The organism is Frondihabitans sp. VKM Ac-2883 (assembly GCF_015350875.1).
Taxonomy (GTDB): Bacteria; Actinomycetota; Actinomycetes; order Actinomycetales; family Microbacteriaceae; genus Frondihabitans.
Window position 1 is genome coordinate 232,148 of record NZ_JADKSF010000002.1, and the last position, 23,092, is coordinate 255,239.

The 23,092-nt window shown below is 66.7% G+C and carries 25 protein-coding genes; 12 read left to right on the forward strand and 13 right to left on the reverse strand.

Annotation, left to right across the window (positions count from 1 at the left end; genetic code table 11):
- Nucleotides 1-23: 23 nt before the first annotated feature.
- The 3 genes from ITJ49_RS04590 to ITJ49_RS04600 all read right to left on the reverse strand — a co-directional run bounded on the left by ITJ49_RS04590 (nt 24) and on the right by ITJ49_RS04600 (nt 3,600).
- The gene (locus tag ITJ49_RS04590) at nt 24-452 is read right to left on the reverse strand and encodes a BLUF domain-containing protein (RefSeq protein ID WP_194601984.1); all 429 of its coding nucleotides are present in this window, start codon (nt 450-452) and stop codon (nt 24-26) included.
- Nucleotides 453-568: 116 nt separating this feature from the next.
- Nucleotides 569-3,043, reverse strand: a complete 2,475-nt coding sequence (locus tag ITJ49_RS04595) for an excinuclease ABC subunit UvrA (protein WP_194601987.1) — start codon at nt 3,041-3,043, stop codon at nt 569-571.
- Nucleotides 3,044-3,096: 53 nt separating this feature from the next.
- Entirely contained in the window at nt 3,097-3,600 is a 504-nt protein-coding gene (locus ITJ49_RS04600) for a MarR family winged helix-turn-helix transcriptional regulator (RefSeq protein WP_194601990.1), read from the reverse strand.
- A 243-nt stretch (nt 3,601-3,843) separates the two neighbouring features.
- Here ITJ49_RS04600 and ITJ49_RS18080 point away from each other — a divergent pair, with 243 nt between their 5' ends.
- The 4 genes from ITJ49_RS18080 to ITJ49_RS04620 all read left to right on the forward strand — a co-directional run bounded on the left by ITJ49_RS18080 (nt 3,844) and on the right by ITJ49_RS04620 (nt 6,938).
- Nucleotides 3,844-4,491, forward strand: coding sequence for a hypothetical protein (locus tag ITJ49_RS18080; protein WP_194601993.1), 648 nt, complete (start codon nt 3,844-3,846; stop codon nt 4,489-4,491).
- Nucleotides 4,492-4,598: 107 nt separating this feature from the next.
- Nucleotides 4,599-5,549, forward strand: a complete 951-nt coding sequence (locus ITJ49_RS18085; RefSeq protein ID WP_194601996.1) for a signal peptidase I — start codon at nt 4,599-4,601, stop codon at nt 5,547-5,549.
- The gene (locus ITJ49_RS04615; RefSeq protein WP_370544372.1) at nt 5,546-6,421 is read left to right on the forward strand and encodes a LamG domain-containing protein; all 876 of its coding nucleotides are present in this window, start codon (nt 5,546-5,548) and stop codon (nt 6,419-6,421) included. The genes ITJ49_RS18085 and ITJ49_RS04615 overlap by 4 nt, the downstream gene beginning before the upstream one ends.
- 34 nt (nt 6,422-6,455) lie before the next feature.
- Complete coding sequence (locus ITJ49_RS04620) at nt 6,456-6,938, forward strand: MarR family winged helix-turn-helix transcriptional regulator (protein ID WP_194601999.1); 483 nt, start codon at nt 6,456-6,458, stop codon at nt 6,936-6,938.
- 1 nt (nt 6,939) lies between these two features.
- On the opposite strand, the gene ITJ49_RS04625 is transcribed toward ITJ49_RS04620, so the two are convergent.
- From ITJ49_RS04625 to ITJ49_RS18095, 6 genes are read right to left on the reverse strand one after another with little or no spacing between them, the layout of a single operon-like run.
- On the reverse strand, nt 6,940-9,411 hold the full coding sequence (locus ITJ49_RS04625) for an ATP-binding protein (protein WP_194602002.1): 2,472 nt from the start codon (nt 9,409-9,411) through the stop codon (nt 6,940-6,942).
- 5 nt (nt 9,412-9,416) lie between these two features.
- On the reverse strand, nt 9,417-10,022 hold the full coding sequence (kdpC, locus tag ITJ49_RS04630) for a potassium-transporting ATPase subunit KdpC (RefSeq protein WP_194602007.1): 606 nt from the start codon (nt 10,020-10,022) through the stop codon (nt 9,417-9,419).
- A 24-nt stretch (nt 10,023-10,046) separates the two neighbouring features.
- A complete protein-coding gene (gene kdpB, locus ITJ49_RS04635) occupies nt 10,047-12,197 on the reverse strand; it encodes a potassium-transporting ATPase subunit KdpB (RefSeq protein WP_194602010.1) in 2,151 nt (716 codons plus the stop codon).
- Between the two features lie 3 nt (nt 12,198-12,200).
- Nucleotides 12,201-13,877, reverse strand: a complete 1,677-nt coding sequence (kdpA, locus tag ITJ49_RS04640) for a potassium-transporting ATPase subunit KdpA (RefSeq protein WP_194602013.1) — start codon at nt 13,875-13,877, stop codon at nt 12,201-12,203.
- Entirely contained in the window at nt 13,877-13,966 is a 90-nt protein-coding gene (gene kdpF / locus ITJ49_RS18090) for a K(+)-transporting ATPase subunit F (RefSeq protein WP_123941179.1), read from the reverse strand. Before kdpF ends, kdpA begins: the two co-directional genes overlap by 1 nt.
- Nucleotides 13,963-14,109, reverse strand: coding sequence for a hypothetical protein (locus tag ITJ49_RS18095; protein WP_194602943.1), 147 nt, complete (start codon nt 14,107-14,109; stop codon nt 13,963-13,965). Before ITJ49_RS18095 ends, kdpF begins: the two co-directional genes overlap by 4 nt.
- 507 nt (nt 14,110-14,616) lie before the next feature.
- Here ITJ49_RS18095 and ITJ49_RS04655 point away from each other — a divergent pair.
- Nucleotides 14,617-14,790 (forward strand): hypothetical protein, encoded by a 174-nt coding sequence (locus ITJ49_RS04655; RefSeq protein ID WP_158613165.1) that lies wholly within the window; start codon nt 14,617-14,619, stop codon nt 14,788-14,790.
- A gap of 180 nt (nt 14,791-14,970) precedes the next feature.
- Nucleotides 14,971-15,345 (forward strand): DUF1622 domain-containing protein, encoded by a 375-nt coding sequence (locus tag ITJ49_RS04660; protein ID WP_194602016.1) that lies wholly within the window; start codon nt 14,971-14,973, stop codon nt 15,343-15,345.
- On the opposite strand, the gene ITJ49_RS04665 is transcribed toward ITJ49_RS04660, so the two are convergent.
- Entirely contained in the window at nt 15,342-15,944 is a 603-nt protein-coding gene (locus tag ITJ49_RS04665) for a TetR/AcrR family transcriptional regulator (RefSeq protein ID WP_194602019.1), read from the reverse strand. The two genes, ITJ49_RS04660 and ITJ49_RS04665, sit on opposite strands and share 4 nt — an antisense overlap.
- Before the next feature lie 62 nt (nt 15,945-16,006).
- Here ITJ49_RS04665 and ITJ49_RS04670 point away from each other — a divergent pair, with 62 nt between their 5' ends.
- Entirely contained in the window at nt 16,007-16,885 is an 879-nt protein-coding gene (locus tag ITJ49_RS04670; RefSeq protein WP_228514060.1) for an oxidoreductase, read from the forward strand.
- A 67-nt stretch (nt 16,886-16,952) separates the two neighbouring features.
- Nucleotides 16,953-17,339 (forward strand): hypothetical protein, encoded by a 387-nt coding sequence (locus ITJ49_RS04675; RefSeq protein WP_194602022.1) that lies wholly within the window; start codon nt 16,953-16,955, stop codon nt 17,337-17,339.
- A 653-nt stretch (nt 17,340-17,992) separates the two neighbouring features.
- Here the strand turns inward: ITJ49_RS04675 and ITJ49_RS04680 are convergent.
- The gene (locus ITJ49_RS04680) at nt 17,993-18,133 is read right to left on the reverse strand and encodes a hypothetical protein (protein ID WP_194602026.1); all 141 of its coding nucleotides are present in this window, start codon (nt 18,131-18,133) and stop codon (nt 17,993-17,995) included.
- Between the two features lie 58 nt (nt 18,134-18,191).
- On the opposite strand from ITJ49_RS04680, the gene ITJ49_RS04685 reads away from it, so the two are divergent.
- Together ITJ49_RS04685 and ITJ49_RS04690 are read left to right on the forward strand one after the other, a co-directional pair.
- Nucleotides 18,192-18,566 (forward strand): hypothetical protein, encoded by a 375-nt coding sequence (locus tag ITJ49_RS04685; protein WP_194602029.1) that lies wholly within the window; start codon nt 18,192-18,194, stop codon nt 18,564-18,566.
- A gap of 24 nt (nt 18,567-18,590) precedes the next feature.
- A complete protein-coding gene (locus ITJ49_RS04690) occupies nt 18,591-18,830 on the forward strand; it encodes a hypothetical protein (RefSeq protein WP_194602032.1) in 240 nt (79 codons plus the stop codon).
- Nucleotides 18,831-19,793: 963 nt separating this feature from the next.
- Here ITJ49_RS04690 and ITJ49_RS04695 read toward each other — a convergent pair.
- Entirely contained in the window at nt 19,794-20,990 is a 1,197-nt protein-coding gene (locus ITJ49_RS04695) for an Ig-like domain-containing protein (RefSeq protein WP_194602035.1), read from the reverse strand.
- A 527-nt stretch (nt 20,991-21,517) separates the two neighbouring features.
- Between ITJ49_RS04695 and ITJ49_RS04700 the strand changes: the two genes are divergently transcribed.
- Nucleotides 21,518-22,060, forward strand: coding sequence for a GNAT family N-acetyltransferase (locus ITJ49_RS04700; RefSeq protein WP_194602038.1), 543 nt, complete (start codon nt 21,518-21,520; stop codon nt 22,058-22,060).
- Between the two features lie 184 nt (nt 22,061-22,244).
- Nucleotides 22,245-22,430 carry a hypothetical protein gene (locus ITJ49_RS04705; protein WP_194602041.1) on the forward strand — a complete coding sequence of 62 codons (186 nt, stop codon included), beginning with the start codon at nt 22,245-22,247 and terminating at the stop codon, nt 22,428-22,430.
- 32 nt (nt 22,431-22,462) lie between these two features.
- On the opposite strand, the gene ITJ49_RS04710 is transcribed toward ITJ49_RS04705, so the two are convergent.
- On the reverse strand, nt 22,463-22,981 hold the full coding sequence (locus ITJ49_RS04710; protein ID WP_194602044.1) for a tetratricopeptide repeat protein: 519 nt from the start codon (nt 22,979-22,981) through the stop codon (nt 22,463-22,465).
- Between the last annotated feature and the right edge of the window lie 111 nt (nt 22,982-23,092).

Below are 23,092 nucleotides of genomic sequence, written 5' to 3' on the forward strand. Positions count from 1 at the left end.
CCCGAGGACAACCCGAGGCGGGATCAGGCCGCCTCGGGTGCTCGATTCTGGAACCACTGCACCAGCTGCCGAACAGCGGGCTGGTCGGCAGCACCGAGGGTGCCCCGACCGATGTCGTCGAAGGTCGAACGGTAGCCGGGAATCGACTCGGCGAGCTCGTCGGTCACGGCCTCGTAGCCCATCGACCACGACGGGAAGCGACGTTCGGCCACCTCGTCTTCGACGAGCACTGCCACGTCGCCGTGTCGGGGATCGGCGGTGATGATCGCCAGGCGATCCCGCACGACCTCGTCGGGCCCCTCGAGGACCTGCAGGAACAGGCCGTCGCGGTAGAGCAGAAAACCGGTCAGACCGAGCCGGCGATTGTTCGACCGGCTGTTCATGAGCAGCGTCGCCAGATCGGAATCGTCGAAAGACCCCTTGGCGGCACTCGTGTAGACCACTGACAACATGACAGCTCCTGTTCGTTACGACCAGCCTGAACGAAGCGGACGCGACCGGCCAGCCCCAGGACAGGGGGCGACCAGACGGGAATAGTGAGACGGGACCGTCAGGATCCCGCGCACCGTCAGCTCAGGGGAAGCCGAGTGGCGAGATACGGCGCCGTCCGGCTCCCCGAAGCCAGCGCGACGTCGGCGGGCGTGCCCGACGCCACGACGAGACCGCCCTCGTCGCCTCCCGCGGGGCCCATGTCGATCACATGGTCCGCCGCCGCGACGACGCCCATGGAGTGCTCGACCAGCACGACGGTGTTGCCCGCGTCGACCAGTCGGTTCAGCTGGACGACGAGTAGCTCGACGTCGGCCGGGTGCAGGCCGGTGGTCGGCTCGTCGAGCAGGTACAGCGTGTGGCCGGGCCGGGCGCGCTGCAGCTCGGTCGCGAGCTTGATGCGCTGCGCCTCACCACCCGACAGTTGCGGTGCCGGCTGCCCCAGCCGGAGGTAGCCGAGCCCGACCTGGCGGAGCGTCTCGAGTCCGCGGTGGGCGGCGGGGATCGCGCGGAGGAACGGCGCCGCCTCCTCGACCGTCATCGCGAGCACGTCGGCGATCGAGGCTCCGTTCCAGAGCACCTCGAGAGTCTCGGGCGCGTAGCGGGTGCCGTGGCACTCGGGGCACGGAGCCCAGCTGCCCGGCAGGAAGAGCAGCTCGACCGAGACCGAGCCCTCACCCTGGCAGACCTCGCAGCGACCGCCGGCCACGTTGAAGGAGAAGCGCCCAGCCGACCAGCCGCGAGCCCTCGCCTCATCGGTTTCGGCGAAGGCTCCGCGCACGGCGTCGAAGAGGCCGGTGTAGGTGGCGAGGTTCGAGCGGGGCGTGCGGCCGATCGGCTTCTGGTCGACCTGCACGACGCGGTCGACGAGAGGATGCTCGGTCGCGTGCTGGGCCAGGACGTGCCCGACGAGCGTGGACTTGCCGGATCCTGAGACTCCCGTCACGGCCGTCATCACGCCGAGCGGCACGTCGACGTCGAGAGCCCGCAGGTTGTTGCGCGTGACCCCGCGGAGTTCGAGCGTCGCCGCCGGCCGCCGGGTCTCGGTGTCTGCGGCCACGGGCGAAGGATCCAGGAACCGCCGCGTGACCGACGTCTCGATGCCTGTAAGCCCCTCGACCGGCCCGCTGTAGAGCACCTCTCCGCCGCCCGCCCCCGCTCCGGGGCCGACGTCGACGATCCAGTCGGCGCGGCGCACGATGTCCATGTCGTGCTCGACGACGAACACGCTGTTGCCGCTCGCGCGTAAGCCGTCCAAGACCTCGATGAGCGACTCGGAGTCGGCGGGGTGCAGCCCGGCGCTCGGCTCGTCGAGCACGTAGACGACGCCGAACAGGCCGGAGCGCAGCTGGGTGGCGATGCGGAGTCGCTGCATCTCGCCCGGCGACAGAGTGGGTGTCGCGCGGTCGAGACTGAGGTAGCCGAGGCCCAGGTCGGTGAGCACCTCGACGCGGGCGAGCAGGTCGCGCGAGATCGTGACGGCCACCTCGGTGCGTTCTCCGGAGGACGCACGGGACGTGGCGGCACCGGCGTGCTCCAGCGTCGCGATGGGTCGGAGAACGTCGGCGAGAGCGGCGAGCGGAAGCCGGTTGAGCTCGGCGATCGTGGTTCCGCCGACCGTGACGAGCAGGGCGGCCCGGGTCAGGCCGCTCCCTCCGCAGAGCGAGCAGGGCCCCGACTCGACGAACTGCAGCATCTTGGTGCGCTGGGTTTCGCTCTGCGAGTCGGCGAGGGTGTGCATCACGAACTGTCGCGCGCTCCAGAAACGCCCCTTGTAGGGTTTGGCGACGCGGTCGCGCTGGGGCTGGACCTCGACGACGGGCTGCTCCTCGGTGAAGAGCAGCCAGTCGCGGTCGGCGCGCGAGAGTTCGCGCCAGGGCCGGTCGATGTCGTAACCGAGCACGGCCGTGACATCGCGGAGGTTCTTGCCCTGCCAGGCTCCGGGCCAGGCGGCGATCGCCCCGTCGCGGATGCTGAGCGTGTCGTCGCGCACGGCCGACGCCTCGGTGACCTCGTGCGCGATGCCGAGACCGTGACAGCGGGGGCACGCGCCGGCGACGGTATTGGGCGAGAACGAGTCGGACTCGAGGCGGGTCGCCCCGTCAGGGTAGCTTCCGGCGCGCGAGTAGAGCATCCGCACCGAGTTGGAGAGCGTCGTCAGAGTGCCGACGGTCGAGCGCGAACTCGGCGCGCCCCTCCGCTGCTGCAGGGCGACGGCCGGCGGCAGTCCGGTGATCGAGTCGACGTGCGGGGTCGACCCCTGCGCGATGAGCCGGCGCGCGTACGGCGCCACCGACTCGAGGAACCGGCGTTGGGCTTCGGCGAAGATCGTGCCGAATGCGAGCGACGACTTGCCGGATCCTGACACCCCCGTGAAGGCGACGAGACGGTCGCGCGGCACATCGACGTCGACGTCGCGGAGGTTGTTCTCGCGGGCACCGCGGACCCGGATGAATCCGTCGCGGGCGGATTCGTCGGGCAGGCGAGTCAGACGAGGATCCGGCGCGGCCTCGCTCGAAGTCGGGCGTGGGGCGCTGGGAGGGAGTGCAGGCATCCAGTCGATGGTAGACGCCGTGGTTCGCCTCTGCGCAGGGAGGCCCGACCCCGCTAGTCGCGGGCTGCTGCGGCGTCGATCGCGGTGGCCGCGTGGAGGAGGCAGTCGATGAGGCCCTGGTCGAACACGCAGGGGGACGTCTTGACGACGTCTTCGATGGCCGCGTTGTAGGTGCCTGCGATCGACTCAAACGCCTCTTCGCCCCGGAAGGTGAGGGTCAGCAGCTGGCTGCGGCGATCGGTCGGGTGGGCGATCCGCTCGACGTGGCCGGCGCGGTCGAGCCGGTCGACGAGAGCAGTGATCGCGCCGGTGGAGAGGTCGAGCTCGGCGCTCAGGGCTTTGGGCGTGCACTCTTCGGTGCTGCCGATGAGAAAGATGGCCGTGAGCTCGCTCGTCGAGAACCCGAGGTCGTGGGCTAGGCGGTGGCGGATGCGCCGATGGGCCCCGTCGATCTCGGTAAGGGCGGCAGAGAGAGCTGTCACTGCCTCGACGATCTCGGCCGGATCGGTCGGAGCAGGTTTCGGTGTCTTGGTGGTGGTGCTGGTGTGTGAGGTCATCCGTGGTCTCTTTGTTGTCGTGATGGGCCATCCGTGGCCGCACCTCAGGGTATGGACCCGAGTGGGCCGGAGGTAAGACCCCCTAAGAGGGGACTTGGCTCACTCATCAAACTATCTCATAGTTGAGCTAACGCACCGGTGAATGTCCTGGCAATCAACTAACCAGCTGTTCGAGATTGCCACTCATCGTGCAGGTGCCTCATTTTTCTACTCAGTGTCCCACCCACTTTCAGGAGCAAGCCCGTGTCGAACCCCACCCCCATCAAGGCCAAGCGCATTCGCTTCGCCCCCATCGCCATCGCGACCGGCGTCCTCGCCGCCGTCCTCCTCTCGGTCACCATGACGGGCACCCTGTCGGGCTTCGCCGCGCAGATCACCAACTCGAACAACACCGCTGCCACCGGCGCCCTGACCATGCAGGAGCAGAACTCCGGCGCGACGGTCACCTGCACCTCCACCGACGGCGGCTCGGTCTCGAACAACACCGCCACCTGCGCCACGATCAACAAGTTCGGCGGATCGACCACGATGATCCCCGGCCAGACGGTCACCACGCCCGTCACCATCAAGAACACCGGCACCGTCGCCGCGAGCACCTTCACCCTCACCCCCGGCGCCACCTGCGCCCAGTCGAATTCGGGCGCCGCCAACGGCACCGCCACCGACCTCTGCGCGAAGCTCTCCGTCGTCATCACCAACACCACCGCCAACACGGTCGTCTACTCGGGCACGCTCGCCGCTCTCGCCGGCTCGTCGGCCTACACCCTCCCCGCCGTCGCCGCCGGTGGCACCACCGGGTTCAGCTTCGCCGTAACCCTCGCCTCCTCCGCCGGCAACACGTACCAGGGCCTGCAGGCATCGCTGCCCCTCGTCTGGAACTTCGCCAGCTAGTCACACCCCCACCGAATACCGGGGGCCGCCGAATCGGCTCCTACCCCGCCGCCGGGCGGGAACCCCAGCCCCCGCTGGAGTTCCCGCCCACAGCCCTGGAGATCATCGTGACCGACATCCGCGACACCACCCCGACCGAGACGCCCCTCGCGCCGGCCGCGGTCCGTGCCGACGACGTCGTCACCCTCGACGCTCAGCACATCGATCTCGACAGCCTCACACCGCGCCCCCGACGCACCGTGATCGCGAGCATCGCTCTGATCGTCGTCACCGCGCTCGGCGTGGCACTGATCGCAGCAGCGCTGCTGTTCCACCTCCAGGGCGGCAGCTGGTTCATCGTCAAGACCCCGTCGATGGGAACCGCGGCTCCGGTCGGCACCCTCGTCCTCACCACCCCGACGACCGCCGACGACCTCCACGTCGGCGACGTCATCGCGTTCCACCCGCCGACCTCACCGACCGAGACCTACACGCACCGCGTGGTCGGGATCGGCAAGACCGGGCTCATCTCGACCCGGGGCGACATCAACGGCGCCACGGATCCTTGGCAGCTGACCGACTCGAACCTCGTCGGCAAGGCGACCGCCGTGCTGCCCGGGCTCGGCTGGCTCATCCGTGGGCTGCCCATCGTGCTCCTCGGCCTGATCACCGTGTGGCTGCTCACCGCCCGGGTGAAGATCGCGACCCGCAAGGTCTCGTACCGCATCACCGGCGTCTCGCTCGTCGTCTCGGTCACCGCGTTCATCCTGAAGCCGTTCACCGGAGTGGTCGTCGAGCAGGTCACCACGACCGGTGGTCACCCGGGTGCGATCGTCGTGTCGACCGGCCTGCTGCCGATTCGCGTCCAGGCAGTTCACGGCACCCATGCCGACCTCGCCACCGGCCAGGTGGGGCACGTCACCGTTCCGGCCTCGGCCCACCAAGACTTCTACAGCCTCTCGACAGCCCTGCACCTCGGCTTCTGGGGGTGGGTCGTCTTCGGTTTCATCTGCCTGCTGCCCTTACTCTGGACCATGATCGTCGGACTCCCCCCGAAGCAGGACGAGGTCGTCGCGTGACGAACCGCATCGCCCGCCGCCTCCGGGCCCTCCGGCGCATCCACCTTCTGGCCGGGCTCGCCGTCATCGCCCTCGTCGCCGTCTGCATCACCGCCGAGAGCGTGCCCTCGTCGACCGCCGGGTACTTCGCAAAGGTCACGAACAGCACGAACACCTCCGCGACGGCCCCGTACTTTAAGTGCACCGACGCCGAGTCGGCCGACAAGGCGAACGCGCTGTTCCAGTACTACCTCAACGAGGCATCAGGGTCGACGACCGCTGTCGACAGCGACGGCAAGGCGGCCAACGGCACCTACCAGGGCACCATGACCTCGAGCACCGCGACGCCGATCGCGTGCTCGCGCGACACCGGCGGCGCGTATGTGCTGAACGGCACATCGAGCTTCGTCTCGACCGCCTCGTCGGTCGCCAACCCGACCACCTTCAGCGAAGAGGTCTGGTTCAAGACGACCGTCGCCGGTGGCCTGCTCATCGGATTCGGCAGCAATCAGGTCACGGCCTCCGGCCAGCACGATCGCCAGATCTACCTGAATACCTCGGGGCAGCTCGTCTTCGGCGCCTACAACGGCGCCACCCAGGTCGTCACCTCGACCAAGGCCTACAACGACGGCAAGTGGCACCACGTCGCCGCGACCCTGTCAGCCGCGACCGGAATGCGCCTCTACGCCGACGGTGGGCTCGTCGCCTCGAACGCCTCGTACACCACCGCCGAGAACTACACCGGCTACTTCCGTGTCGGCTACGACACGACAAGCGGCTGGCCGGGCACGGCGACCAACTACTATTTCACCGGATCCATGCGTTACGCGGCCGTGTACAGCACGGTCCTCACCGCCCAGCAGGTCTCCAACCACTACGCCGCCGGTCAATAACCTCCCGTCGCGGCAGAATCCGGACCAGGACGACATGACCGACTCCGCTCCCTCCTCCACTCCCGAATCTGTCAACCCAGAGCAGGCGGGGCTCATCGGGCTCCTCGGTGCCTTCCAGCACCTGCAGTCGCAGAACCTCCGGATGAGCTCGCACCTCTCGCAGGTGCTCTCGCTCGGCTCGACCGATCTGCGCGTGCTCGTCTACCTGTTCAGCACCGAGAACGTCTCGCCACGCGACCTGGCCGCAGTGCTCGGCCACACCACCGGCTCGATCACGGCGCTGATCGATCGCCTCGAGAAAGCCAACGACGTCGAGCGCCGCCCGCATCCCACCGATCGCCGGAGTCAGCTCCTTCACCTCACCGACAAGGGTCGCGCCGCCGTCAATCAAGTGATTGACGTCTACAGCACGGCGTTCGACGGCGTCTTCTCGGGCGCCGAGCTCCGCGCCGCCACACGAACGCTCACCGCTCTCGGCGACGCCCTCGTGCAGTCGCTTCCGGAGCAGACGGAGTAGCTCACCGAAGCGGGAGCGTCACCACCATCGTCAGGCCTCCTCCGGGGGTGTCCTCGACCTCGAGGGTGCCACCCATGCCCTCGGTGAAGCCCTTCGACAGGGCCAGCCCCAGCCCGAGACCCGTCGTGTTGTCGGTGTCGCCGAGCCGCTGGAACGGCACGAAGATGTCTTCGCGGCGATCGGGGCTGACCCCGGGTCCGCGATCGGCGATACGGATCTGCAGGGTGCCGGCGAAGCTGCTGGCCGAGACGTGCACCCTGCCCCCCGGCGCGTCGTAGCGCAGGGCGTTGTCGAGCAGGTTGACGACGACGCGCTGCAACAGGACGGGATCGGCCACGACCGGCGGCAGGTTCTGCTCGATGCCCAGATCGACCTCGTCGGGGCCGATACCGAGCTCATCGAAGGCCCCGAGAATCACGTCGTCGACGTCGACGTCGACGAGCGACACCGCGAGGGCTCCGGCCTGGACCCGGCTCACATCGAGCAGGTTCGTTACGAGGGTCGCGAGAGAGTCGAGGCTCTCCGCCGCGGTGGCGAGCAGTTCTTCTCGATCGACGTCGCTGAGGGTGACGCCAGGCGTCTGCAGTCCGCCGATGGCCGCCGTCGCCGAGGCGAGCGGTCGGCGGAGGTCGTGGCCGACCGCGGCCAGGAGGGCGGAACGCACCTGGTCGACCTGGGCGAGCGGCCTGACGGCGTCGGCCGTCGCGCTGAGGGCGTTGTGTTCGAGCGCCGCGTCGACCTGGGCGGCGATCACCTTGAGCAGTCGGCGCTCGCTGGCGGCCAGGTCGGGCCCGCGGAGTTCGAGCGTGCCGTGCTCGCCGACCTCGATGCGGGTGACGTGGTCGCCGTCTTTCGGATCGCCGGTGCAGTAGAGGGTCTCGGCGCCCGAGGTGACCTGCACGCTGGTGAGGTGGAACACCTCCCGCGTGCGGGTGATCAGGGCCTGCAGGGCATCCTGTCCGCGGAGCACGCTTCCGGCGATCGTGGCGAGGAGCTCCGACTCGGCGAGCGCGCGGGCCGCCGATCGGGAACGGCGGGCGGCCTGGTCCACGACGTAGCTGACCAGCAGGGCGTTGATCACGTAGAGGGCGAGGGCGAGCAGATGGAAAGGCCGTGCGATCGTGACGCTGTGGAACGGTTCGACGAAGAAGAAGTCAAGAGTGAAGCCCGAGAGGACGGCGGCGAAGAGCGCCGGCCAGATGCCACCGACCAGCGCGACGACGACGACCAGCAGCTGAAAGACGAGCACGTCGCTGGTGAGGGTCTCGTCGGTGCGGAACGTGACGAGGATCCAGGTGACGAGCGGTCCGAGGGCCAGCGCCAGGGCACTGCCCACGAGGCGGCGCTTCAGCGTCAGCGCGCCGCCGACCCGGGGCAGCGTGAAGTGGCCGCCCGCCTTCGAGTGGGTCACGATGTGCACGTCGATCACGCCGGATTCGCGGATGACGGTCGCGCCGATTCCGGGCCCGGTGAGGGCGGCCGCGATCCGCGAGCGGCGGCTCACGCCGAGCACGAGCTGCGTGGCGTTCATCGCCTTCGCGAAGTCGACCAGGGCCCGGGGCACGTCGTCGCCGACCACCTGGTGGTAGCTGCCGCCCAGCTTCTCCGTTAGTGAGCGCTGGCTGGCGAGCGCACCGGGGAACGTCTCGGCCAGGCCGTCCTGCCTGCTGACGTGCACCACGAGCAGGTCACCGCCGGCGGCGCGGGCCGCGATCCGAGCGCCCCTCCGAATGAGCGTCTCGCCCTCCGGCCCGCCCGTGAGGGCGACGACAACCCGCTCGCGGGCCTCCCACTTGCTGTCGATACCGTGCTCGGACCGGTAGGCCTTCAGTGCGGAATCGACCTCGTCGGCGAGCCAGAGTAGGGCCAGCTCGCGGAGCGCGGTCAGGTTGCCGAGCCGGAAGTAGTTCGACAGCGCGGCGTCGATCCGTGCCGCCGGGTAGACGTTGCCCTCGGCCAGGCGGTCTCGGAGCGCCTGCGGGGCGAGGTCGACGACCTCGATCTGGTCGGCGGCTCGGAGCACCTGGTCGGGGATCGTCTCGCGCTGCGGCGCCCCGGTGATCTGCTCCACGACGTCGCTGAGCGACTCGATGTGCTGCACGTTCACGGTGGAGATGACGTCGATGCCCGCCTCGAGGAGGGCGTCGACGTCTTGCCAGCGCTTCTCGTTGCGGCTTCCCGGAGCATTGGTGTGGGCGAGCTCGTCGACGAGGGCGACCTGCGGGTGCCGCTCGAGCACGGCGTCGAGGTCCATCTCGGTCAGCTCGACACCCCGGTGCTCGGTGATGGTGCGCGGGATCACCGGCAGCCCCTCGAGCTGGGCGGCGGTGGCGGTGCGGCCGTGGGTCTCGACGACCGCCACCTCCACCGTCTTGCCCTCGTCGCGGAGGCGCGCGCCGTCCTCGAGCATCGTGTAGGTCTTGCCGACGCCGGGGGCGGCGCCGAGCAGCACTCGGAGCCGCCCGCGTTTCATCGGAATCAGCCCTTCAGCCCGGCGAGCGCGACGTTCAGCCGGAGCACGTTGACCGTCTTCTCGCCGAGGTAGCCGGCGTCGCGGTTCTGGATCATCGACTCGACGAGCGCGCGGACCTTCGCGACCGGGAGGTCGCGCACCGCGGCGATCCGGTCGACCTGTAGCAACGCGTAGGCCGGGCTGATGTGCGGGTCGAGCCCCGATCCGGAGGCCGTCACCGCGTCGGCGGGCACGCTCGAGGCGGGCACGTCGTTCTCTGTGGCGATGGCGGCCTTGCGCTCCTTGACAGCGGCGATGAGGTCGTCGTTCTCGGGGCCGTAGTTGCTGAAGCTCGACGCGGTGGCGTCGTAGCCGTCGCCGGCGGCCGAGGGGCGCGACTGGAACCACTCCGGCAGAGCGTTCCCCTTCTTATCGGTGAAGCTCTGGCCGATGAGAGCGGAGCCGACGACATCGCCGTCGACCTTTACGACGGAGCCGCCTGCCTGAGCGGGGGCGACGAGCTGCCCCACGCCGGTGATGACTGCGGTGTAGGCGACGCCGAGCACGATCGTGAAGACGATCATCGCGCGGATGGCCACCCAGTACTGGCGAGCGAGTGTGCGGGTGTTCATGATTCTTCCTTTCCAGTACGAGGGCTAGAAGCCCGGGAGGATCGAGACGACGAGGTCGATGATCTTGATGCCGATGAACGGCGCAATGATGCCGCCGACCCCGTAGACCAGGATGTTGCGGTTCAGGATCGCCGAGGCCGAGGCGGCCCGGTACTTGACCCCGCGTAGGGCCAGGGGGATCAGGATCACGATGATGATCGCGTTGAAGACGATCGCCGACAGGATGGCCGACGCCGGCGAGTGCAGCTGCATGATGTTGAGCAACCCGAGCCCCGGGAAGATCCCGGCGAACATCGCGGGGATGATCGCGAAGTACTTCGCCACGTCGTTCGCGATCGAGAACGTCGTGAGCGCGCCCCGCGTGATGAGCAGCTGCTTGCCGATGCGCACGATGTCGATGAGCTTCGTCGGGTCGGAGTCGAGGTCGACCATGTTGCCGGCCTCCTTCGCGGCCGAAGTGCCCGTGTTCATCGCCACTCCGACATCGGCCTGAGCGAGCGCGGGGGCGTCGTTGGTTCCGTCACCCGTCATCGCGACGAGGTTGCCGCCCTCCTGCTCGCGGCGAATCAGGGCCAGCTTGTCTTCCGGCGTAGCCTCGGCGAGGAAGTCGTCGACCCCGGCCTCGGCGGCGATCGCCTTGGCGGTCAACGGGTTGTCGCCGGTGATCATCACGGTGCGGATTCCCATGGTGCGGAGCTCGGCGAACCGCTCCGCCAGACCCGTTTTGACGACGTCCTTCAGGTAGACGACCCCGAGGATCCTTCCGCTCCCGTTCGCGGCGCGGGTCGCGACGACGAGGGGCGTGCCTCCAGCGTTCGACACGGCCTCGATCGAGGTGTCCAGTGCGTGGCGCTCCCCCACCGCGAGCGACGTGCCGTCTTCGATCCAGGCGATCACCATGCCGCCGGCGCCCTTGCGGATCTGCGAGCCGTCGGACAGGTCGAGACCCGACATGCGGGTCTGCGCGGTGAAGGGCACGATGTCGCCCGCGACACTCTCGGCGCGGACGTAGCCGAGCGTGACGGCGAGATCGACGATCGACTTGCCCTCGGGTGTCGGGTCGCTGAGCGACGACGTCGCGGCGGCCTCGACCAGCTCGTTCACGGCGACGCCCTCCATAGGCAGGAACTCGGCCGCCCGACGGTTGCCGTAGGTGATTGTTCCGGTCTTGTCGAGCAGCAGTGTCGTCACGTCGCCGGCCGCTTCGACGGCGCGCCCCGACATGGCGAGCACGTTGCGCTGCACCAGGCGGTCCATGCCGGCGATGCCGATGGCGCTCAGCAGGGCGCCGATTGTGGTCGGGATGAGGCAGACGAGCAGGGCGATGAGCACTGGGATCGACACGGCCGCGTTCGAGTACGAGGCGATCGGGTTGAGAGCCAGGCAGACGACGACGAAGACGATCGAGAGCGACGCGAGCAAGATGTTGAGCGCGATCTCGTTCGGGGTCTTCTGACGCGACGCGCCCTCGACGAGGCGGATCATCCGGTCGACGAAGGTCTCGCCGGGCTTCGACGTGATAGTCACGACGATGCGGTCCGACAGCACCCGGGTGCCGCCGGTGACGGCGCTGCGGTCGCCACCCGACTCGCGGATGACGGGGGCCGACTCGCCGGTGATCGCCGACTCGTCGACGCTCGCGATGCCCCAGACGATGTCACCGTCACCGGGGATCAGCTCACCGGCCGTGACCACGACGGTGTCGCCGAGCGTGAGGTCGGCTGACGACACCGACGAGAGCGTCGCACTCTCGGCTGCGGCGTCGGCGGTCGCGTCGTACGAGTCGACGCGGTTCGCCGTCGTGCTGGTGCGCGTCTTGCGGAGGCTCTCGGCCTGCGCCTTGCCGCGGCCCTCGGCGACCGACTCGGCGAGGTTCGCGAAGACGACCGTGAGCCAGAGCCACACGGCGATGGCCCAGGTGAAGGATCCGGGCACGGTCGATCCGCCGGACGTGCCGGCCCCGCCCGTGAACGGCTGCGCGATCGCCAGGATCGTCGTGTAGGCCGCGCCGATCTCGACGAGGAACATGACCGGGTTGTGCCACATCTCGCGCGGGTCGAGCTTCTTAAAAGCGCCGGGAAGAGCCTCGACGAGTTGCGCGCCGGAGAAGGCGCCCTTCTTCGTCGCGGTGGGCGCGGGATCCTCGTCCGTGCGGTGTTCGGTGATGGTGGACATGCGTTACTTCAGCCCTTCAGCGAGCGGGCCCAGTGCGAGCACCGGGAAGTAGGTGAGTGCGGTCACGATGACGGACACCCCGATCAGGAGGCCGACGAACTGCGGCCGGTGCGTGGGCAGGGTGCCGGCGGTGGCGGGCACCTTGTCTTGGGCGGCTAGCGAGCCGGCGAGTGCCAGCACGAACACCATCGGCAGGAACCGGCCGAGCAGCATGGCGATGCCGAGGGCCGTGTTCATCCAGGGGGTGTTCGCCGTGATGCCGGCGAAGGCGGAGCCGTTGTTGTTGGCCGCGCTGGTGAAGGCGTAGAGCACCTCGGTGAAGCCGTGCAGGCCGGGGTTCCAGATCGAGACCTTCTCGACGTTGTTGCGAATCGCGGGGATCGCGAAGCTCAGCGCCGTTCCGGTGAGCACCAGGGCCGGGGTGATCAGAATGTAGATCGAGGCGAGCTTGATCTCGCGCGGCCCGATCTTCTTGCCGAGGTACTCGGGGGTGCGGCCGACCAGCAGGCCGGCGATGAACACCGTGATGATCGCGAGCACGAGCATGCCGTAGAGGCCAGACCCGGTTCCACCGGGCGAGATCTCGCCGAGCATCATGTTGAGCAGCGCCATCATGCCGCCGAGCGAGGTGAACGAGTCGTGGGCCGAGTTGACGGCTCCCGTCGAGGTCGACGTCGACGTGGTGGCGAACAGGGTGGAACCCCAGATGCCGAAGCGGTCCTCTTTGCCCTCCATCGCGCCTCCGGCGAGACGGGTCGCGGTGCCGGCGCCGTTCAGCTCGAACCAGGTCATGGCGGCGAGCGAGGCGGCGAAGATCGCACCCATCACGGCGGCGATCGCGTAGCCCTGACGGACATCGCCGACCATCTTGCCGAAGGTGCGCGGGAGCGAGAACGGGATGATGAGCATCAGTACGATCTCGAACAGGTTGGTCCAGGCCGTCGGGTTCTCGAACGGGTGCGCCGAGTTGACGTTGTAGAAGCCGCCGCCGTTCGTGCCGAGCTCTTTGATCGCCTCCTGCGAGGCGACCGGTCCGCCCGGAATCGCGGCCGAACCGCCGGTGAGAGTTGTGATGTTCTCGAAGCCGTTGAAGTTCTGGATGACGCCGCCGATGATCAACACGACTGCGGCGAAGATCGCGCCCGGCAGCAGGAGGCGGGTGATACTGCGCGTCAGGTCGACCCAGAAGTTGCCGAGCGTGCCGCTCTTGATCCGGGCGAGACCGCGGATCAGCGCGACCGCGACCGCGATGCCGACGGCCGCCGACACGAAGTTCTGCACCACGAGGCCGCCGAGCTGGACGGCGTACCCGAGGGTGACGTCGGGGCTGTACGACTGCCAGTTGGTGTTTGTAACGAACGAGACGGCCGTGTTGAACGCGAGGCCCTGCGGCACGGCGGGGAAGCCCAGCGAGTAGGGCAGGATCTCTTGGATCCGCTGGATGACGTAGACGAAGAAGACGCCGACGACGGAGAAGATCAGGACCCCACGAAGGTAGGCCCGCCACGTCTGCTCGGACGCCGAGTCGACGCCGATGAGGCGGTAGAAGCCGCGCTCGATCTTCCAGTTGTTCTTGGTCGTGTAGATCCAGGCCATGTAGTCGCCGACCGGACGGTGGAGCACCGCGAGGATCACGACGAGCGTCAGGATGGTGAGGAGCCCCGAAACGGTGCTGGTCATCAGAAGCGCTCCGGTTTCACGAGCGCGTAGACCAGGTACACGAGAGCAGCCACGGCCAGGACGGCCGCAATGACGTTGAAGACGATCACAGCTTCTCCACACCCCTCGCAACGAGGGCGACGACCGCGAAGACGGCAATCACGACGGCTATGTAGACGATGTCGAGCACTACAACTCCAACCGGAGACGAACGGGCGAGACCCCGATCGGGGCCCGATGCCCCGAGGGGCACAGCAGGTCAGTAGATACCCACCGCGCGCTCCCGCCGGCCGTCCTAACGACATCCCTACGCCGGGGCCTCGTTCCCTAACGGACTCCTAACGCCCGCGTCGTTTCGTGCCTCCCGACGGGCGAGTCTCCAGTAGTTGCTGATCGCGGCGCTGCGGATCAGCATCTACTGGAGTCTCGCCGGTGAGCCCGCGGTCTGCTGGCTTTGACCGCAACGGCACCGGGCGACTCGCGCGGAGGCGTCGTCAATCTCGTAGTGGGCGCAGGGCCACCCGAAGGCCAGCGGAGGAGAGAAGTTCGGCGCGAAATAAGGGAGCGGAGCTGCGGCGTCCCGAAGTTGTCGGAGGAGCTGCCGGCTTGCCGCTTGCGCGGAGCCCGGACCTCCGTATGCTGCCGAAAGCTTCACGGTAAAAAACACGAGGCCCCGGCAGGGGCCGACACAGCGCCGGCGCTCCGTTACCGGCTCCACTAGCAATGGTGTGGGCCATTCCGGTCGGGCCATACTGTGAGGGTGACTCGAAACCAGGCCAAGTTCTACGTCCTCTGCGCGCTCGTGATGCTGGTCTCGGGCCTTGGAATCGTCACCACAGGTCACCCTTCCGGCTGGGTTCTCGCCGTACTCGGAGCGGTGAACACCACCCTTGGACTCCTGAATCTTCGTAAGTCCAAGCGGCCGTTGTCGTAGCCCCGGGAGGAGCGCGAGGGGCTCCCCATCATCCCTTCACCGCCGCTGCACGCTGTCTCGACAGAACTGCAGATTTTCGATCCTTCCGACCTGCCGGTTCTGAAACGCGATGCGTCAAGAGTTCAAGCAGGCTCAGGAAGCAGCTGCATAGGGAGCGCCTGGGGCCGATACCCTCCCTGAATGAGCTTCCAGAATTGGGTCGAACTCGCCGGCCGTTGTATCGACGCTGCCGGTGTAGCCGCCGTCGTCGTAGGCACCTTTGCCGCAACCGTGTACGCGATCGTCCGCTTCATTCGTCGGCAGCACCCCATTTACAGGCCCTACCGACAGTTTTTGGGCCGATCCATCCTCCTCGGATTAGAGCTCCTCGTGGCTGCGGACATCATCCGAACCGTCGCGGTCACCCCCACTCTGGAATCTGTTGCAGTACTAGCCGTTATCGTCCTCATCCGGACCTTCCTCAGCTTCTCCCTCGAGCTGGAAATAACCGGACGATGGCCCTGGCAGAAGCAATCTGCGGCGTCTGCCGGGGAGACCGAGCCAACTGACTCCTAGCGAAGCTGGCCGCCCATACCGCGCTGCACCCGATCCAGTTGCTCGACAATGGCGGGGAGCAGCACCGCAACGGCGGCATCCGTGACCTCGTCCACTTGGTCGGGAACGAGTCGGCCGGTGCTGGCAAGTGAGCTGATCCCCTCGAGCATGCCGGCGAGCAGGAACGGAAGTGGGCCAGGACGGCCCTCGCCGTCTTCACCGAGCATGGCGGCGCCCCGCCCGAAGAACCTGCTTGCCGCACTAGCCGCAGGCGAGTCGGCCGCGCGTGGGCTGCCTGCGAACATCAGCTCCATCAGAGGGCCGTTGTCTAGTGCGAAGTGAACATGTGCGTGCGCATAATCGCGCAAATGAGCGGCAAAGTCGTCTTGCCCTTCCGCAGCGCTGAGTGCCACCGAGAGTTCCTCGAACCCTTCGGCCGCGATCGCGTCCAACAGTGCGTCGCGGTCGGCGAAGTGTCGAAGGGGTGCGCTGTGGCTGACCCCGGCTCGCTTGGCAAGCCCTCGGATCGTGACCGCGTTGGGCCCCTCCTCCATCAACAGCTGCCGGCCCTCAGCAAGGAGGACCTCGCGAAGCGAACCGTGGTGATAAGGCGTGGGCACAGCTCGATCTTACCTCGATGTAGACGTTGACAACAATGTGTGCGGCGTCTACATTGACGGTTATGACGAACTTACCTTCCGCCGCCGATATGGCTGGCCGCACCATCCTCATCACCGGGGCAACCAGCGGCATCGGACGAGCCACGGCGTCGGCCGTCGCCGCCCGAGGCGCCCGAGTGATCCTCGCAGTCCGGAACACCGACAAGGGTCGCCGGGTCGCAGTAGACCTTCCCGGCCTCGTTGGCTCCCACCTCGTGCGCGAACTCGATCTGGCCGACCTGGCCTCGGTGCGCCGCTTCGCTGACGAGACGAGCGAGCAGATCGACGTGCTGGTCAACAACGCCGGCGTGTCCGAATCGACGCTGCGCCGCACCACGGACGGCTTCGAAAGCCAATTCGGCACCAACCACCTCGGGCACTTCCTTCTGACCACCCGGCTCCTCCCCCAGATCACCTCCCGCGTCGTGACCGTGTCGTCCCAAGCGGAGCGAATGGGCAAGCTCAACCTGGACGACCTCAACTGGCGCAGCCGTCCGTATGCCGGCGGCCGTGCCTACGCCGATTCGAAGTTGGCCAACCTGATGTTCACCCTCGAGCTCGATCGCCAACTGCGCGCAGCCGACTCACCCGTCAGGGCTCTAGCAGCGCACCCCGGGCTCGTCGTGACACCGATTTACGACGGCCCGGCCGACAAGAAACCGGGATTGTGGGATCGCCTGCTGCCCATTCTCGGCCAAGACCCCAAGCAGGGCGCCCTCCCGGTGCTCTATGCCATCACAGAGGAACTGCCGGGTGGCACCTTCACCGGGCCGGAGCACCTGTTCCACATGCGCGGCGGCGCCCAGGTGATCAAGGCCTCCGCCGCCGCAAGGAGCACGACCCTTCAGGCCGGCCTGTGGTCAGCCTCCGAAGACCTGACCCGGATGGCACCAACACGATGACCGCGGGCGGCCTCCACCAATGCACAACTTTCGCCCCGATACTCCTTCGACTGCGGGAACAACGCTGATGCCGTCCTCCGCTTGGACGAGCGTCCTTACCCTCGACCCCGAACGTGATTATGTCGCCATGGCCACGCGCTTTGAGGTGCGCAGCCGGCGCCACCTGGTCGCCATCATCGGCTCGACGCAGGAGCTCTGGCAGGCGCTGCCAACGACGGTCGGGCTGGCCGGCTACCAATTCGCGGTCTCACCGCTGCAGGGGACGCTTTCCACCCTGACAGCCTGGCGCGACCGGTCGACCCTCGAAATGTTCGTGCGAGGGCCACTGCACGCTGCCCTCGTCACTGGCACCCGCGATCTCATGAAAGCAAGTTCGTTCGCTGACTGGGTCTCCCCTGGCGCTCATCTGCCTCCAACGTGGAAAACCGCAAATGAGCGACTCGACGCCAAGTGAAGGGCCCGCGAACCGCCACACATGCGGATCCTTCCCATTTCCGGCGAATCCTCCGAAGGGCGGCGCAACTGCGCCGGCCACACCGCATGCCCTGCCATTGAGGACAAGGATCTCGCCGAAGCGGCCGTGGGCACTGGTCACCGGAAGCAGGATGAACACGTACCCACTGAGGCACAGGAATCGCACTCTATCTTCGGCATGCTGATGGCGACTACGTCGCTCTCCGCCTCGAGCTCACGGCATGCCAACGAGAACGCGTTGAGGCGCCCCTACTCTCGCCGGGCCCTAGGCGCTAGGTGGGCACTGCGCGTTGCGGCCTCCCGGACTGTCTACCTTGTCGAGATGGACGATAATGCGGCCCCGGGGCGATAGTCCAGGACTCTGCTGGACTATCGGCTCATCGTCCCGCCACGCCTGCGCGAAGGAGCGCATAAAGAACAGGTTCGATGTCGAGAAGCCCGTTATGGCGGGGATCAGAGACGACGATGCCTGAAACTGCCCACGCAGAGCCACGGCGTCGACTCGACAAAGCCGACTGCTCACCCCATGCCGGGACCCGGCCCTCGCTCCCCCACGCCTGCATGAAGCATGCCCTGCCAAGTGTCGCGCTCCCGGCGGAGTTGGTCGCTGTCAGGCTCCCCCGATCAGGGCCGCTATGTCGTCTTCGAGGAGGGGCGTGCGCCAGGGTGCGCGCCGAGCAGCGGGAGGAGGGCGGCGATGGTCGGGGCCATGTCGTCCCGATCGTCGTGCTCGAAGATCTCGTCCAGCTGTTCGTCGAGGTCTGCGGTGCTCATCGGGCGAGTGTGGCACGGTGGGAGCGGATCCTGTGGACGCCGCCGAGAGGGAGATGCGATGAGCCAGCAGTTCGTGTTCTGGAGAACGAGCGAGCAGCTCGACGCTCGCGCCGTGTACGAGGCCCTGATGGAGGGCGAGCCGGTCGCGGGGCTTGATCTGCTCGACCTCGCCGTGGCGGAGCAGGCGCTTATCGGGGCGTTCTCGGACTGGACGGTCGAGGCCCGTCGCGCCCACGGCGGCGAACAGACCATACTCGTCTCGCCGGACCAGCGCGCCAGCATCGATGCCGGCTACTCGCCCGAGAGCGTCACCGTGAGCTGCTCATGGATGTCTGGAGAGCAGTACAACCTGGTCATCCAGGCGATGGCGACGCTGCAGCTCCCGCTCTACGATCCGCAGATCGACGAGCGGTTCGACTCCGTGCCGATCTGACCACGGCTGCCTTACAGTGACGGCATGTTCCTAGGTCTGGCCTACATCGAGTACGACAACGACGTCCACGAGTGGCGGTTGTTCTCGCCGAACCGGGACAAGATGGCCCCTCTGCCGCGCGGGTGGCAAAGCGTTCACAACGACAAGGACGCCGAGCACGTCAACATGACGTTGATGTCGTGGGGCTATGTCCTCACTGCTGCGGACTGGGAGCAGGACCGCGCTCAGTGGGTCATGCCCGTCCAGCGGCGCGAGCGCGACTAGCTCCAAGCCGATCAGCAGTCGCGCTAGCTCACTCGATGGCGGCGGCGTCGTCCTCGTGCAGGAGTGTGTGCCAGTCGGTGCGCTCCCACCCACCGTCCGGGCTCCAGTGCAGGGCACCTCTTCGGGAGGGAGCTGGTAAGCCAGAGGTGGGTGATCCCCGATGGGAGCTTCGGGTCGAAGACTTCGTGAGCCGGCTCGTGCCGGTCTGCGGTTCGCCCCTCGCCGCGGCGCGCGCCGATATCGGCCCCTCGAACGACAAGGCGGCCCTGGACGGGTACAACCTCCTCAGGGCGCCGGCAACCTCTGCATCAGCGCCGCGAGCGACACGGTCTACAACGCTGATCGACTCGTACAGGCCCTTATATCCGAGGCGCTCACCCCAACCCATCACGGCTCGAAGGCCCCGGTAGCCCATAGGCCGCCGGACGGTCGATGTATAACGAAGCTGACGACTCGCCGGCCGTGGTTATGCAGGCCTACGTCCGGCGCGGCAAGGGTGGCCTCCTTTCACTTTCGGTCGAGCTGTGACCCGACCTAGGTCGTCGAATCCGCTGTCGAGACCGCGGTCGGCTAGTCCGGCAAGTAACCGGTAGATGAGTCGACCTCACCAAGGAAGCCGCGGATAAGAGCGGTGACATATTCGTCCATTAGCAGCACTACCAGCTTTGCGGTTCGATCTTCAGCACTCGCTCCGCCAGCTAAGTTGCCGCCGACCCCTTAGCCGGGGTCCCGTCCGGTCAGCCAAGTCAGTTGGTACGACGGCCCGCACACCAGCAAGAGCCCGACTCCGATGCACGCTACGTCGCTTCGGGCCGGGGGCGTCGCACTTGCCAGATGAGGGAAACCTCGCCCGGGAATGGACCGGGCGGCGCCACGGTCAGGTCGATTCAGGGCGCCACCCAGCACCCTCATGGTGCCCAAAAACACCTGCCTAGCCCCACGCTGGGCAGGCAGGTGTTCCGGTCAGCTAACGCGACGGCGGCGAGAGCCGATGACCACGAGCGCAGCGCCGAGGACGACGACGCCGGCAGCGATACCGACGGCGGGAGCCGAGTTCGTGCCGGTATAGGCGAGCTCGGTGTCGAGCAAACCGGAGTCAGCGGCGGCTACGGCGACAGGAGTCGCCGAGCCAGCGGCGGCGCTAACGCCGGCGACAGGAGCCGACGAGCCAGCGGGGCTGGTCTGCGGGGCGGGAGACGCCGACGGGGCCGAAGCAGCTGGAGAAACCGGGACGGCCGTGCCGGATCCTGCGCCTCCCGCGGAGGACTGCATATTTGATGCCGAGGCCGCTTTATTCGACCAGACGGAGCCGACGACCGTTGTGATGTTCGCGAGATTTTTAAACGTGGCCGGCTCGGAGGCGGATCCAGTCGCTGCAGCGAGGCTGACGGAGACGAACGCTTCAAAGTGATGGAGGTCGACCTGCGGGCCCCAGCGGACGGTCAAACTGGTCGGGGTGCAATTCTGTGAGGTCGGCGTCGCGGGAGTCTCCGAGAGGTAGTTATACGACGCGTCGGTGGCGACGTTCGCGAACCGGAGCGTCGCGCAGTCGAACGTCCACTTCTCGGCTGCCGGGACCACATCGGTGACGACCGAGGAATCGAACGGGCCGTCGGCGGTTTTAATGTGATAGGTCAAGAAATCGGTCGGATTGGTGCGACCCTCGTCCGAGCGGGTAAAGATGCCGTACTTGTTAGCGTTCGCGCGGTTGCCAATGGCACCAGTGGGGGTGACCTCCGAGGTGAACGACCTACCGAAGCTCGTGGTCGAGGTGAAGGGCACTGTCGTACCCGCCGGCACCTCGGAGTTGTTGAAGTTTGACTTGACGAACGCGGTGCCGCAGATGTCGAGGTGCGTCGCGGCATACGAGGTCATGGTGAAGGTGATGACGGCAGGAGTTGTCTCCGACAACGCCGCGGTCGCGACGACCGCATTCGTCTTCGGATCATTGAGACTAAAGCCGGTCGGGAGGTCAGTCAGGTACTGGCTGAGCGTGAGAGTGAACTTGTCGCCATCCTGGGTTGAGTTGGGAACACAGAAGTCGATGGTGGTGGTCAGCTGGCTGTACTGAACAGGGTCAGCCGGAGTGACCGTGACATTAGTGATCGGATCAGAAACGATGGCGGCCTGAGCAGCCTGTGTAGCACCGAAAGTCAGCATTGCGGCAGCGGCGACGGTGGCGGCGACGGTGGCGAAAATCGAAAGACTCTTTCGCCACCCGAGCACCGACGAAGACGCTCTCTTAGCGCTAGGGCGGAACGACAAAGAAGACCGAATGGCCATAGATGTTTCCATTTCAGGAAGGTGAGAATGCGACACCGGTTTCGGGTCGGTGCGGCGATACTCGAGTCTCCATTGCCAGGAGTGACAGCTTTCGGGACGGCCAGCTGGTGGGAAGATTTCGGTTTTTCCCCACCTCGGGTAATTCAGCGGCGACGCTCAACCTCAAGATAAATAAAGCCTACGCGTCCGCCATAGTGCCGACACCCAAACAGGGGACACGCGTCGGCATTTGGTCTCACTTTTTCTCAGATTGCCCAGCGACCAGAAGTGGTGGAGGAGATTTCGCATTTGGGTATTCCGAACATGTCCGCATCAATCCCACGGGTGCCGGTGCCGATGTCGATGTCGATGAGGGATCGTTTATCGAGATGGGGCAGCCGTGAGTAAGCGGGTACGCTTCGCGGGTGACGACCTTGATTGGAAGCCGTGTCCTCTTGCGTCCTTGGACGGCCGACGATGCTGAGTTCGTGTTTGACCTGTACTCACGGTGGGATGTTCAGCGCCATCTCGGGCACGAGCCCAAAGTCATGGAGAACATCGACGCGGCTCACGCCCTGATCGGTCGTCTCCGCGCACGGAGCGGCCCGGTACTGGGCTATTGGGCGGTCGAAGCCACTGCAACGGGTACTCCCGTGGGCACGGTTATGTTGCAACACATCAGGCTCTCCGAAACGAGCGAACCATCCGCCGAGGTCGAGATCGGCTGGCACTTCCATCCGGATGCGTGGGGCCACGGATACGCAACCGAGGCGGCACAGCTGCTCCTGCGGCACGCTTCAGCAGCCGGGCTCAACCGGATCATCGCGGTTGCCCATGTCGAGAACGCTGCGTCGCGCCGAGTCTGTCTGCGTCTCGGGATGACACACCAGGGACGAACGACTCGTTACTACGACGCGGAATACGAACTGTTCGAATCGGGCTTCATTCGCACTGACCTATCGCACTGACTGATCGGCTGGTGGGGCCGGTGGTGAGCGCAAACGAAGACGAGAAATTTCAACTCCTTGTCATCGACGGATAACCCGCCAACGACTTCGGCACTACCTTCAGGCTATGTCGAGAGAGAAGGATCCGCCCCGGTCTTACTGGCGGTCTCACCCCTGGTGGAGGCTCTCTGGAGCAGGTCTCGGCTTGGCCCTGTTCGTCGTGGCCGGCGTCATGTTTCTTCTTCACGCCCACGGCGCACACAAGGTCTTCGACGTCGGGGCCATTCTTGTTTCCGCCACATGGATCGCGTGGTTACTTTTTCGTGACCGCTACGAAGTGAGCGGCGAAGACACGGGTGAAGCGAAAGCGTCTACCGCAGACGACCGCTAAGCCCCCCTGCCACTCTCCCTTTGAACGATGGTCTACCGGGTCGTTGTGGCGGACGTTGCGTCCAACGAGGCGAGATAGTCAGCATTACCTCGCAGGGCCGGCTTGTACCTCTCAAGCTCTGCCGCATCCACGTGATCGGCCAACAGTTTGAGGAGACTTGCAAGTGCGGTGTTCGTCTTACCCGCAGCGTGGAAGGTGAGGGATTCGAAGGCTCCTAGAGCCACGGAGTCGGGGAACTCGCCACGCGCCCGAGCAAATACGTGCAGGGACTCTTCGATCCTCCCCAGATTCCGGAGCGTGCTGCCGTATTGGAGGTAGCAGCGGCGGCGAATGTCCCCCGCCAATCCCTTCTGCATGGACCGCTCGTAGAAGCCGAGCGCCGTCGCCTCCTCTCCCGCCGTGTCGTAAGCACCGCCGAGCTCGTAAAGGACTCTGGGATTCTCTGGGTGCTTCTCGTAGAGGGGCAGAAGGGCATCGATGGTTGGGCGCATGTTGTCCCGGTCCCGGGAGGCCAAGATGCTGTCGAGCTGCGTATCGAGAGTGTCAGTCATGGCAATTTCTCCTCAGGAGATCGGGCAGGCCGTGGCGGCCGCCGCCAGGATATCGACCGTGTCGATTGCCGATGGTCTACCGCGCGCCTAGGCACTAGACAGGTACGACGG